The organism is Pedococcus sp. P5_B7, from assembly GCF_054049895.1.
The window spans coordinates 325,832-337,548 of the sequence record NZ_JBFULM010000003.1 but is presented as its reverse complement, the minus strand read 5'-3'; the positions used below and the strand labels follow the sequence as shown (position 1 = coordinate 337,548).

The 11,717-nt window shown below is 70.4% G+C and carries 11 protein-coding genes; 5 read left to right on the top strand and 6 right to left on the bottom strand.

Annotated elements, in window-relative coordinates; all coding sequences use genetic code 11:
* Together ACXJKD_RS10660 and ACXJKD_RS10655 are read right to left on the bottom strand one after the other, a co-directional pair.
* Positions 1-2,417, bottom strand: a 2,417-nt coding sequence (locus ACXJKD_RS10660) for a DUF6923 family protein (RefSeq protein WP_457254504.1), incomplete at its 3' end; no start/stop codon positions are given.
* Positions 2,418-2,776: 359 nt separating this feature from the next.
* Positions 2,777-3,076, bottom strand: coding sequence for a hypothetical protein (locus ACXJKD_RS10655; RefSeq protein WP_457254503.1), 300 nt, complete (start codon positions 3,074-3,076; stop codon positions 2,777-2,779).
* A 90-nt stretch (positions 3,077-3,166) separates the two neighbouring features.
* On the opposite strand from ACXJKD_RS10655, the gene ACXJKD_RS10650 reads away from it, so the two are divergent.
* Positions 3,167-3,883 carry a nucleoside/nucleotide kinase family protein gene (locus tag ACXJKD_RS10650; protein ID WP_457254502.1) on the top strand — a complete coding sequence of 239 codons (717 nt, stop codon included), beginning with the start codon at positions 3,167-3,169 and terminating at the stop codon, positions 3,881-3,883.
* A 28-nt stretch (positions 3,884-3,911) separates the two neighbouring features.
* Here ACXJKD_RS10650 and dnaB read toward each other — a convergent pair whose 3' ends face one another.
* The gene (gene dnaB, locus ACXJKD_RS10645) at positions 3,912-5,291 is read right to left on the bottom strand and encodes a replicative DNA helicase (RefSeq protein WP_457254501.1); all 1,380 of its coding nucleotides are present in this window, start codon (positions 5,289-5,291) and stop codon (positions 3,912-3,914) included.
* A 401-nt stretch (positions 5,292-5,692) separates the two neighbouring features.
* Here dnaB and ACXJKD_RS10640 point away from each other — a divergent pair, with 401 nt between their 5' ends.
* From ACXJKD_RS10640 to ACXJKD_RS10630, 3 genes are all read left to right on the top strand, one after another.
* Positions 5,693-5,965 carry a DUF2277 domain-containing protein gene (locus ACXJKD_RS10640; protein ID WP_457254500.1) on the top strand — a complete coding sequence of 91 codons (273 nt, stop codon included), beginning with the start codon at positions 5,693-5,695 and terminating at the stop codon, positions 5,963-5,965.
* 137 nt (positions 5,966-6,102) lie between these two features.
* Positions 6,103-6,858: a hypothetical protein gene (locus ACXJKD_RS10635; RefSeq protein WP_457254499.1), complete on the top strand. Its 756-nt coding sequence runs from the start codon at positions 6,103-6,105 to the stop codon at positions 6,856-6,858.
* 85 nt (positions 6,859-6,943) lie between these two features.
* Positions 6,944-8,428: a DHA2 family efflux MFS transporter permease subunit gene (locus tag ACXJKD_RS10630; RefSeq protein WP_457254498.1), complete on the top strand. Its 1,485-nt coding sequence runs from the start codon at positions 6,944-6,946 to the stop codon at positions 8,426-8,428.
* Between the two features lie 42 nt (positions 8,429-8,470).
* On the opposite strand, the gene ACXJKD_RS10625 is transcribed toward ACXJKD_RS10630, so the two are convergent.
* The gene (locus ACXJKD_RS10625; RefSeq protein ID WP_457254497.1) at positions 8,471-8,863 is read right to left on the bottom strand and encodes a hypothetical protein; all 393 of its coding nucleotides are present in this window, start codon (positions 8,861-8,863) and stop codon (positions 8,471-8,473) included.
* 71 nt (positions 8,864-8,934) lie between these two features.
* On the opposite strand from ACXJKD_RS10625, the gene ACXJKD_RS10620 reads away from it, so the two are divergent.
* Complete coding sequence (locus ACXJKD_RS10620; protein WP_457254496.1) at positions 8,935-9,624, top strand: DNA alkylation repair protein; 690 nt, start codon at positions 8,935-8,937, stop codon at positions 9,622-9,624.
* Here ACXJKD_RS10620 and ACXJKD_RS10615 read toward each other — a convergent pair.
* Together ACXJKD_RS10615 and ACXJKD_RS10610 are read right to left on the bottom strand one after the other, a co-directional pair.
* Complete coding sequence (locus tag ACXJKD_RS10615; protein WP_457254495.1) at positions 9,611-10,819, bottom strand: MFS transporter; 1,209 nt, start codon at positions 10,817-10,819, stop codon at positions 9,611-9,613. The genes ACXJKD_RS10620 and ACXJKD_RS10615 overlap by 14 nt on opposite strands.
* Entirely contained in the window at positions 10,812-11,624 is an 813-nt protein-coding gene (locus tag ACXJKD_RS10610; protein WP_457254494.1) for a PIG-L deacetylase family protein, read from the bottom strand. The genes ACXJKD_RS10615 and ACXJKD_RS10610 overlap by 8 nt, the downstream gene beginning before the upstream one ends.
* Positions 11,625-11,717 lie beyond the last annotated feature (93 nt).

Here is an 11,717-nt window from a genome sequence, read left to right as displayed (position 1 = left end):
CCCGGGGCCAGGGTGGTGCCCGGGCAGGTGACCGTCACGGCCGGGCCGGCCGGGGCGACCAGCTGGTCGGCCACGCCGACCGAGGTCAGGGTGACGTCGCCGGTGTTGGCCACGGTGAAGGAGAACGTGACCTGGTCACCGACGCCGGCCAGGCCGTCGTTGTTGGTGTCGGTGCTGATCGTGGCGGACTTCACCAGGGTCAGGCCGGGGTTTTGGGCAACGCAGGTGGTTGACGTGCCAGTGTTGTTCGTTGCTGTCGGGTCGGCCTCATTCCCCAGCACAGAGGCCGTGTTCACGATGCATCCCAGTGTCCCGGGCGCCGTGGCCGTGATGGTGATGGTCGCGTCGGCTCCCACCGCGAGGATGCCACCGAGGCATCGGATGGCGTTGCCGGTGACGACGCATCCCGGCGTGCTGGACGCGACATTGGTGTACCCCGCAGGCACGACGTCATCGACCACCCAGCCCGAACTGATGTTGGGGCCGTTGTTGTGGACCGTCAGCGTCCAGGACACCTGGCCATTGGGCAGCACCGTCGCCGGACCGGTCTTGGCGATCATCAGGTCCACCGGGCCCGGCGTACAGGACGTGCCGTCGTTGTTGTTGGAGGCTGGGCCGGGGCCGGTGGAGACGAGGCTGAATGTCGGTGCTGCGGCCGCGGGGTTCGTCACGGCGATCTGGTAGATGCCGCCACTGTTGGCGTCGAAGCCGAGGTTGCCATTGCCGTAGGTCCAGGCTGCCCCGTACTGACCCAACGGGACGATCCCTGCAACGGAAAAACTGCTGACCGCGCCAGTCGTGAGGTTGAGCCGGAGCATGGTGGTGGAGTTGCTTGAGATCCCCCACATGAAGCCATTGGCGTAGGTGAAGTCGAACGCGCGCCACGGCGTGGTCTGACCGGCAAGCGGGGTGGCCACTCGAGTGGTCAGGTTGACCCGGTACACGATTCCGCTGACGCCGGCCGCCGTGACCCAGAAGTTGCCGGCGGCGTCAAAGGCCCCGGTGAGCACATCGCCGGTCAGCTCAGTGGCCGGGATGCCGGTGATGGCGCCCAGATCCGTGACGAGTCCGGTCGAGTCGACCTGCACGAGGTGCCCGTTGGCGACGGAGACGCCGTAGATCAGGTTGTCGGCGGGGTTGAAGCCGATGGCGTTGTACTGAAGAGTCGACGGGCTACCGATCGGGGTGAACGTGGACCCGGTGGCGGACTGGTTCTGCGCGAAGAGCTGGGTCAGCGGCGTGCCGCTGGCATTGAAGACGGTCGGGGTCAGGCACGGGAACGGTGTTGCGGCGATGGTGAGCCGGTAGTCCTCGACCTCGCCCGCGTCTGCGGCGCCGATGGGTGACTGCGTCTGGGTGGCGTTGTACCCGACCCGGAATCGGGCGTACGTGTCTCCAGTGGTCAGGCCGGAGATGCCGGTCCAGGTGAGCGTCGCGGAGGTGGCGCCGGCGGCGAAGGTCGCGCAGGCGCGCTCTGCGGGGTTGTCGAAGATCCCGTCCTTGTCGAAGTCGACCCACCCGCAGACAGTGCCTGCCTTGCTGGCCCCAGAAAGGGCGACCGTGGTGCTGTAGCTGGTCGTCGCGGTGGTCAGTGGGGCGAGGGTGACGCCGTTGTCGGCGCCGTCCAGCGCGGCGGTCGCGCTGGCATTCGGCGAGACGGTGCCGTTGGCGACGGTGGCGTTGTCCTCGGTGACGCTGGACCCGAGCTTGACGTCGGACAGGACCGCGCGGGCCGCGTTGCCCTGGTCGTAGGACGAGGGGGCGTCGCCGAAGTCCTCAGGCGCCGTGACCGCAATCGCGAACCCGTCCTGGTTGTGCCCCGGGTCCGCCGCGTTGTTGTCCGTGTGCGGCTGGACGCCGGCCGTCGTCTGGGTGAAGATCGCGCTGACACTGAACGTCACCGACGTGACCGTCCCGCTCACCCGCACCGAGCCGCACGCCGCGGTGGTCGCGGCCGAGGGGAGCGTCGTGCCGGTCGCCGAATCTGACTGGGCGGTGGTCTCGCACCGATAGGACGCGTTGTCGTTGTTCGTGGTGATCTGGTTGCCTGAGACGGCGAGGTTGCCACCGCTCAGGTCAGTCAGGGTGACCCCGGGCGTGGTCAAGGTCAGGATGTCGTGCAGCTGAGAGATCCCGGTCACGACGTTCCCCGGCCCCAAGAAGTGCACCTCGCCACCGAGGCCGGCGAGGCTGAGGATCGGATTGGTCACGGGCTGGCTGAAGTTGATCGTGATCGTGCCCAGCCCGGAGCAGGTGCCCACGGCAGGACAGTTGTTGATGGCGTCAGTCAGCACGTTGACCGCAGGAGTGGTCGACGCCAGCCCGGGGGTGTAGTCGCTCGCGACGTACCCTCGCCCACCCAGGGTGGTCGCGCTGGTCACCGACGTCAGACCCGTCGCCGAGATCGACGTGGTCAAGGCAGACCCTGGCATGGTCGTGGTACCGACGCCACCCACCACGGTCGCCGGCGTGGTCGCCACCTGGTAGGCCTGCGCCGCCGGGTTGAACAAGCCAGAAGACACCAGCAGAAGCGCCACGATCGCCGCGACCCGAGGCCAACGGCCCCGAGCCCTCGGACCGCCAGAGCGGGTCAAGGTCATGACAGGCATGCAGGGGTCCAATCAGCATTCGAACAGGGGGCGGCCGCGTCGCGCGGTTCTCGCCTTAGGGAGTGCTGAATCTCCAAAATGTGTCGCGGCCGGAATGTGATCTAGGTCACATTGGCCTAGCGGAGGCCCGGCGCAGGGCACACCACAGCGGCAGACGGCCGGGCCCGTTACGGGCTGCTCCATTTCCTCGGAAGCGCCGGATAGAGCGCGGCGACCTCGAACTTGAGGGTGTCGCCTGCGGCGGCCTCGATCTCGATCCGCCGCTCGAACTCAGCCGCGGCAATGGCCTCCAGTGCGCTCCCATATGGGCCGGAAAACGACATGTTGCATCCACTCGAGTCCCGGCAGACCACGATGTGGGGCAGGTCCATCTCCGCGGTGGCAATCTCCGTCAGGAACTCCCCGATCCGATCCCCCAGCCATCCGTTCGACGACTCGTCACGCCAAGTCTTCACGTCTCTTCCCATCGCTCGGTCGTCTCGACACCCTCATAGACTCGACTGGGCCCTGGAGATGACACCCGGGCGTCGCGACCCCGGTGTGATGGCATAGGGGACATGACCTCTCGAGCGGGCACAGGTGGCGAGCGGAACGCTGGTGGCGACGCCAAAGAGGGTGACCTCGCAGTGCTCGCAGAGCGGGCGCGTGGTCTGGCTGCGAGGGCAGCTGCCTCAGGACGTGGTCGCGCCGTCCTCGGCGTCACCGGCGCGCCCGGGGCCGGCAAGACCACCCTCGTGCGTCACCTTCTCGCCGAGCTCGCGGACCACCCACTGGAGGGCGTGGACGCGGACTGGGTCGCGCACGTGCCGATGGACGGGTTTCACCTCGCGGACGCCCAGCTGGAGCGCCTGGGGCTGCGTCAGCGCAAGGGGTCACCCGAGACCTTCGACGCCGCCGGGTATGCCGCGCTGCTGGAGCGGGTGCGTACCGAGACCGCCCAGACCATCTACGCGCCGGGGTTCGAGCGCGACCTGGAACAGCCGATCGCGGCCGCCCTCGCCGTGACTCCGACGACGCGGATCGTCATCTCCGAGGGCAACTACCTGCTGCTCGACGAGCCGGTGTGGCGCCGGGTGCGAGAGGCGATGGACGAGGTCTGGTACTGCGACCTCGACGAGCCGACGCGGGTCGAACGCCTGGTGGCACGGCATGTGGAGTTCGGCAAGGAGGCCGACGCAGCTGCGCTCTGGGTGGAGCGGGTCGACCAGGCGAATGCCGACCTCGTCGCAGTAACGCGAGCCCGCGCTGACCTCGTGGTGACCGCCACGCCCTAGTGGCCGCCCCCGACCCCGAGGAGGACGGTCAGAAGCCGTCGCGGGCCATGTTGGCGAAGCGGGAGTAGTGGCCCTGGAAGGCCAGCACGATGTCCTTGGTCGGACCGTTACGGTGCTTGGCCACGATCACGTCGGCCTCGCCCTCACGGCCGGGGTCGGACTTGTCGCGGTGGAGCAGGATGACCATGTCGGCGTCCTGCTCGATGGACCCCGACTCGCGCAGGTCCGACATCTGCGGCCGCTTGTCGGTGCGCTGCTCGGGACCACGGTTCAGCTGGCTGATGGCGATGACCGGGACCTCGAGCTCCTTGGCGAGCAGCTTGAGGGCACGGGAGAACTCCGAGACCTCCTGCTGGCGCGACTCGACCTTCTTGCCGGAGCTCATCAGCTGGAGGTAGTCGATGACGACGAGCTTGAGGTTGTGCTGCTGCTTGAGCCGCCGGCACTTGGCCCGGATCTCCATCAGCGACATGTTGGGCGAGTCGTCGATGAAGAGGGGGGAGTCGGTGATCTGGCCCATGATCCGCGCGAGCTTCTTCCACCCCGCGTCGCCGATGGTGCCCTTGCGCAGGTCCTGGAGCTGGATCTGGGCCTCGGCCGAGAGCACCCGCATGGTGATCTCGGAGCGGCTCATCTCGAGCGAGAAGACGGCGGTCGCCATCTTGTGCTTGATCGCTGCGGCCCGCGCGATGTCGAGCCCCATCGTGGACTTGCCGACCGCGGGTCGTGCCGCGAGGACGATCATCTGGCCGGGGTGCAGGCCGTGGGTCAGCTCATCGAGCTCGATGAACCCGGTGGGCACCCCGATCATCTCGTCGGTGCGCCCGGCGGCGACCTCGATCTCGTTCAGCGTCTCCTCGAGGATGTCGCCGAGCGCGTGGTAGTCCTCGCCGCCCCGCTTGTCGGCGACCGCATAGACCTCTGCCTGGGCGGCGTTGACGATGTCCTCGACGTCGCCGTTGCCCTGCTGGTAGCCGAGCTGCACGATGCGCGTGCCTGCCTCGACCAGCCGTCTCAGGACGGCCCGCTCGCTGACGATCTCGGCGTAGTAGCCGGCGTTGGCGGCGGTCGGGACGGCCTGGATCAGGGTGTGCAGGTAGGCCTGGCCACCGACCCGCTGCAGGTCGCCCCGCTTGGACAGCTCGTCGGAGACGGTGATCGCGTCGGCGGGCTCACCCCGGCCGTAGAGGTCGAGGATCGCGTCGTAGATCAGCTCGTGGGCCGGCCGGTAGAAGTCGGTGCCGCGCAGGCCTTCGACGCAGTCGGCGATCGCGTCCTTGGAGAGGAGCATGCCGCCGAGGACGGACTGCTCGGCGTGGAGGTCCTGGGGCGGAACACGCTCGTCGCTCGGTGGGGGGCCATCGCCGCCGCTCCCGAACGCACTCGTGCTCAGCTCCGCAAGGGACACTCGGGCAACTCCCTGTCACAATCCTCGACGCCACCGGGTGCCGTTCGACGGCCACCGGCGACGAACTCCACCTGTGTGATTCGAGTACACCAGTCGGCACCGACAAACCTCCGCCGACACCACCGGGACCCGTGATCGGCACAACGTATGGCCGCCCGACCCGCAGCTCAAACCAGCCCTGTGGAAAGGCTGGGGACAAGGTGTGCGCAACGCCCGGGTCCCTTGTGCACAGTCAGGGGATAACCCTGTGGATTTCGCGACGGTCCGTCCGACGCAGGGGTGCTGACCTGCGGTTTCATGATCCACGGGGTGTGGACCCAAGAAAGTTTCGGGCGTGTCCACGCCCGGGGTCTTCCACATGACGCAGGACACACTCGGCGCCCGCGACGTAGCCTGAGGGCATGTGCCGCAACATTCGCCAACTGCACAACTTCGAGCCGGCCGCCACTTCCGACGAGGTCCGCGCCGCCGCGCTCCAGTACGTCCGCAAGGTCAGCGGCAGCACCAAGCCGAGTGCTGCGAACCAAGCGGCCTTCGACGAGGCGGTGGCCGAGGTCGCCCACGCGACCCAGCACCTGCTCGAACACCTCACCACGACCGCGCCCCCCAAGGACCGCGAGACCGAGGCCGCGAAGGCCCGCGCCCGCGCCCAGGTGCGTTACGGCGCGGCCTGATCCGCCGGCACCTCACCTGAGTCACGCGGCATACCACTCGTGGTATGCCGTGGGGCTGCGACCCACGCGTGCCGCACCGCGGCGAGGCCTGTGGATATCCCGGCGAGGTGTGACTGGCGCGCTGCCATCGTGGGGCCATGCCTTCAGCCAGCACCGACTCACCTAGCCCCGCGACCGACCGCCGCCGTCCCCGCATCACGCACCTCGTCCTGGTCGACGGACTCCCGGCCGACCACTGGGTGGAGGAGAGCGCCGACATCGCGCGTCCCGTCCGTCCGCGCGCCGCGAGTGGCCGGGCCGGGAGGGCCGCTGCCCTGACCACGGAGGGCGAGCAGCGCGACGCCGAGCTCCGGTGGCTGGAGGCGCTGGTCGGCGGGCGTGCCGCCCTGCTCGCCCTCGACGACCGCCAGCTCGAGCAGCGGGCGCTCGTCGTGCCCGACCTGGGTCCCGCGCTCAGCGACCGGGCCCGGGCGATCGGCGCGGAGTGCGACCGGCTCGCGGTCGACGTCTTCGGCGACCAGGAGCTGGGGGCAGCCCTGCGTCGCCTGTGGGAGGCGGTTCTCGTCGCCGACCCGGGGATGCTCGCTCGGAGTACCCGCGACGACACGGCCGTGGGGGCGCTGGTGTGGGCGGGCGCCCAGGCCAACGGGCTGCTCGGACCAGAGGGGCGGCTGCTCGCCCGCGACCTGTGGCCACGGCTCGGGGTGCCGGCCTCAGCAGCGGGTCGCGGGTCGGCCCTGCTCGAGCGACTGGCTCCGGGCGCCGACCTGCTGGTCGCTCCCCCGGGGGCGCCACGGCTGCGCCCGACGGGGCGGCCCGAGGTCCTCCTCGCGCAGACCCGCGCACTCCTCGTCACCCGACGCGACGCGGTGGTGGCCAGCTGGTCGCGATGAGTTCTGGTGCCGGCCTCGGTCAGTACCGGTGAAGCAGTTCTCAGCAGACCCCAGCCAGAAGCACCCACACCACCGAGGACATCCCATGAGCGACACCAGCTGCACCACCGAGGCGAGGCCCGCCGATGTCGACGCCGTCAATGCCCCACCGGTGAGCGACGTCAACGTCGCCCTGGTGATGCGGATCCTGACCCTGTCGACGTTCGTGGTGATCCTCAACGAGACGATCATGGTCAACGCGATCCCACGGCTGATGCGCGACTTCGCCGTCCCCGCGACGAGCGCGCAGTGGCTGCCGACCGCGTTCATGCTGACGATGGCGGTCGTCATCCCGGCGACCGGCTGGTTCCTCCAGCGGGTGACGACCCGCACGGCCTACGCCCTGGCCATGGGGCTCTTCCTCACCGGCACCGCCCTCGCCACCCTGGCGCCGACCTTCAGCGTCCTGCTGCTTGCCCGCGGGGTGCAGGCCAGTGGCACCGCGGTGATGATGCCCCTCCTGATGACGACGATGATGACGCTGGTCCCCGCGCAGGAGCGGGGCAAGGTGATGGGCAACGTCACCCTCGTCATGTCGGTCGCACCGGCGCTCGGGCCGGCCGTGTCCGGCCTGCTGCTGGAGCTCGGCTCGTGGCGGCTCATCTTCGCCATCGTCCTGCCGATCGCGGGCGTCGTCGGCAGCCTGGGGCTGCGCGAGCTGGTCAACATCGGCGAGCCCACCAGCACCAGGATCGACCTGCCCAGCGTGGTCCTGTCGGCGATCGGCTTCGGGGCGCTCGTCTACGGCCTCAGCGGCCTGGGTGAGGGCGGCCGCGCGACGCACACCGTTCCTCCGGCCGTGGTGACCGCGGCCGGCGTCCTCGCCCTTGCCGCGTTCGTGCGGCGTCAGATCGTCCTGCAGCGTGGCGCCGGCGCCCTGCTCGACCTGCGCACCCTCACCTTCCGCCCGTTCGCCGTCTCGCTCGGCGTGATGTGCCTGGCCTTCATGGCGATGATGGGCGCGATGATCCTGCTCCCCCTCTACCTGCAGGAGGTCCTGCACCTCAGCACCCTGATGACCGGGCTCCTGCTGATGCCGGGTGGGCTCGTCATGGGTCTGCTCGGACCGGTCGTCGGTCGCGCGTACGACCGGTTCGGCGCCCCGCGCCTGGTGGTGCCCGGCGCGATCGTCATGGCAGCGACGCTCGCCCTGTTCACCTTCGTCGGCACGGACACCTCGCCATGGCTGCTCCTGGTCAACTACGTCGCGCTGATGGCCTCCCTGGGGCTGGTCTTCACCCCGGTCTTCACCTCGGGCCTGTCGGTCCTGCCCCCGCACCTCTACGCCCACGGCAGCGCCGTCCTCGGGTCGCTGCAGCAGGTGTCCGCCGCGGCCGGCACCGCCATCGTGGTCAGCGTGATGGCCGGTCGGGCCGCCTCGGCCACCGTCGGCGGCGCCGCTCCCCTCGACGCGTTGAGCACTGGGGTCCGCTGGGGCTTCGCGGTCGGAGCAGTGTTGGCCCTCGGTGTCGTGGCCGTCTCGTTCGCGGTCCGCACGCCGTCCACCGCCGGGGCGCCCGCGCAGCACTGACCTCGCGCTGCACAGACCCTGTGACGCCCTGGCCGCCTGCGGTCAGGGCGTCGTCGGTGTCGTCGTCGGCGTCGTCGTGGACGTTGGCGTCGTCGCCGCCTCCCCGGCGACTTCGCGGCAGCGCGTCTGCTGGTCCGGGTCCATCACCGTGAGCGGCACCTGCTCCTTGGCCGCCACCGCACCGAGGAGACGGCAGAGGTCCTCGACCTCGGCAGCGCTGGCCGGTCCGTCGGGGGTCCCCCAGCCGTTCTGCGACTGGAGCTGGTTGACCACCTGGTTGGAGATGCTCCCGGTGTCGACGTAGGGGTCGTCGTCGTTGGCAGCTCCGCAGGACGCCAACAGGATCAGCACCAGGACCACGTTGACCCACGTGGGCAGCTGCACGACCGGCGGCTTGGGCGGCGGCTGGACGGGTTGCTGGATCGGCTGCGACATGGACTCCCCCTGAGAAGTGCGACGACGGTGCGACGGCGACAGTGTGACGCGCGAACGGGCATGCTGGCTCCGTGACACACCCCGTCGTCCCCGCGATCCGGACAGCGCTCGCCGCGGCCGGCGACCCGGATCGCGCCGCTACCCAGCAGGCGTACATGAAGTCGCAGATGCCCTACTGCGGCATCACCTCACCCGAGCTGAAGGCGCTGCTGCGGCCGATCCTGGCCGACCCGGCGCATCGGATCGCCGAGCGCGGGGAGTGGGAGCGGGCGGTGCGCGACCTCTGGGACGGCGCCACCCACCGCGAGGAGAGGTATGCCGCGACGGCCCTCACCGGGCAGCGCGCCTACCGCGCGTGGCAGGACCCGGACACCCTCCCGCTGTACCGACACCTGGTCGTCACCGGCGCGTGGTGGGACCACGTCGACGAGGTGGCGAGCAACCGGATCGGACCGATCCTGTTGTCCCACAAGGCAGAGGTCACCCCGCCGGTCGAGCAGTGGATCGAGGACGAGGACCTGTGGCTGCGGCGGACGTCGATCATCTGCCAGCTCACCCTCAAGGAGCGCACCGACGTCGGCCTGCTGCGAGCCGCCATCGAGCCCAACCTCGAGGACCCCAGCTTCTGGATCCGCAAGGCGATCGGATGGGCGCTGCGTCAGTACGCCCGCACCGACCCGGACTGGGTGCGTTCGACGGTCGCGGAGTACGACGGCCGGCTGAGCGGGCTGAGCCGACGCGAGGCGCTCAAGCACCTGTGAGGGCAGCGTCCTCGACGCCGCCCCGCACGACGCTGCGCGCGATCGCGAGCGCAGCCAGCGAGGCAACCGCCGCCACGAGGAAGGCGCCACCGATCCGCCCGGCGTCCGACAGCGAACCTGCCGCGGCAGCGCCGACCGACGAGCCGACGAGGAACGCGGAGATCAGCCACGCGAAGGCCTCCGTCGTCGTCCCGGACGGGGCGAGCCGGTCGACCAGCTGGAAGACACAGGTCAGCACCGCGGGCAGGCCCACGCCGCTGCCGACGGTGAGCACCCCCATCACCCAGGGGTTCGAGGGGACCACGGCCAGCGCGGCATACGTGACGACGAGGACACCGAGCCCGAGCAGGAGGTCACGCCGCGGATCGCGGTGTGGGGCGAGCGGGCTGTAGGCGACGCCACCGATCAGGGCACCCAGGGCGTTCGCAGCCACCAGCCAGGGTGCGAGCCCCCGGTCGCCGATCGACTCGGCGTAGGCGACGAGGGCCACGGCCGGCACGCCGATCGTGAGTCCTACCAACGCGATTGCCGAGTAGAGGACACACAGCCGGGGCGAGCGCAGCGGACCCAGCCAGTGGCGGTCCTCGTGCACCGGGGGGACCCACGCGCCGGATGCCCGCGACGCCACGAACGAGACGGTGCCGATCAGCCCGACCACGCCCGCGGCCACGAGGCCGCCGCCGTCACCGCCGACCTGGGCGAGCAGCACTGCAAGCGGCCCGAGGACGAAGATCAGCTCTTGAGCCGCCGCGTCGAGCGCAAAGGCCGAGGGCACCTGGCGCGGGGACAGCACCGACGGCCAGAGGGTCCGCAGCGCCGGCTCGAGCGGCGGAGTCGACAGCCCGGCCACGAGGGCCACGACGAGCGCGCCACCGGACGGCACCCACGGCAGCACCGCGAGCGCCAGGGACGACACCACCCCGCCGAGCACGAGGGCCGGGCGCTGCCCGCGCAGGTCCATCACCCGCGACAGCGCCGGCCCGCCCAGGCAGCAGCCGAGCGAGTATGCCGCGGTGAGCAGCCCCGCGCGCCCGTAGCCGCTGCCGGTGTCGCGGGCGAACAGGACCAGGGCCAGCGGCACCATGCCGTTGGGCAGTCGTCCCGCCAGCGCCGAGAAGAGCAGGCGCGCGACCTGGGGACGTCGCAGCAGGGCACCGGGGCCGAGGGACTCCGCAGACGGTGCGGGCTCAGCCACCGAACGGCCAGCCGACCTGCATGGTGGGGTGCTCCTCCCCGTCGATGCCGGGCTCGAGGTAGTGCTCACGGCCGAAGAACATCGCGAAGAAGTCGTCAGGCATCGAGAGCATGCCCTCGATGTCGGTGGCCTGGCTGCGGTGCGCCTCCAGCGAGGCCCGTCGCTGGACCAGGTAGTCGCTGGTGTCGACCTGCCAGGTGATCTCGGCCTCGGGAGTGCCGAGCGGGTTGCCGTCGTCCATCGGGCTGTCCGGGTCGAAGGCCTGGTCGCCGGCGCCGGCGGCCACCGCTGCCTGGAACACCCCTCGGACGATGTCGCGGTTCATCGTCGACTCGAGCAGCCGCGGTCGACGGGCGGCCAGCTCGGCCGCGCGGTGCACGACGGGGTGGACCTTCACGTGGTCGGGGTGGCCGTAGCCGCCGTGCCAGTCGTAGCCCACGAGGACGTCGGCGTCCTCCTCGTCGAGGATCGCGACGAGCCGCCGGGCCGCCTCGTCGACGTCGGCGCCGTGGAACGCGTTCGCGTGGGTGTTCTGCTCCCACCCGGTCATGCCGGAGTCGGCGTAGCCCAGCCACTCGATCCGCTGCACCCCGAGGGCGTCGGCACTGGCCTGGGCCTCGCGGCGCCGCCAGTGGACGAGCGTCTCACCGTCGGGCAGCCCGGCTGCGGGGAGCTCACCGTGGTCGCCGTTCGTGGCGAACACGGTGACGACGCGGTGGCCCTCGGCGACGGCGCGAGCCATCGCGCCCGCCGTCTGCGAGGCCTCGTCGTCGGGGTGGGCGTGGAGGAAGACGATCGTGGACACGACGCCATCATGCCAACGCCCCCCGACGCCCGGTCCTCGGCTGTCTCACCCTGCGAAATAGTTACCTCTACCTATTTACGCCACTGGCCCGGG

What these genes read in the sequence shown, in the direction of transcription:
- ACXJKD_RS10655 (WP_457254503.1), bottom strand. Translation starts at nt 3,076, where the DNA reads ATGGGAAGAGACGTGAAGACTTGGCGTGACGAGTCGTCGAACGGATGG.
- ACXJKD_RS10650 (WP_457254502.1), top strand. Translation starts at nt 3,167, where the DNA reads ATGACCTCTCGAGCGGGCACAGGTGGCGAGCGGAACGCTGGTGGCGAC.
- ACXJKD_RS10640 (WP_457254500.1), top strand. Translation starts at nt 5,693, where the DNA reads ATGTGCCGCAACATTCGCCAACTGCACAACTTCGAGCCGGCCGCCACT.
- ACXJKD_RS10635 (WP_457254499.1), top strand. Translation starts at nt 6,103, where the DNA reads ATGCCTTCAGCCAGCACCGACTCACCTAGCCCCGCGACCGACCGCCGC.
- ACXJKD_RS10630 (WP_457254498.1), top strand. Translation starts at nt 6,944, where the DNA reads ATGAGCGACACCAGCTGCACCACCGAGGCGAGGCCCGCCGATGTCGAC.
- ACXJKD_RS10625 (WP_457254497.1), bottom strand. Translation starts at nt 8,863, where the DNA reads ATGTCGCAGCCGATCCAGCAACCCGTCCAGCCGCCGCCCAAGCCGCCG.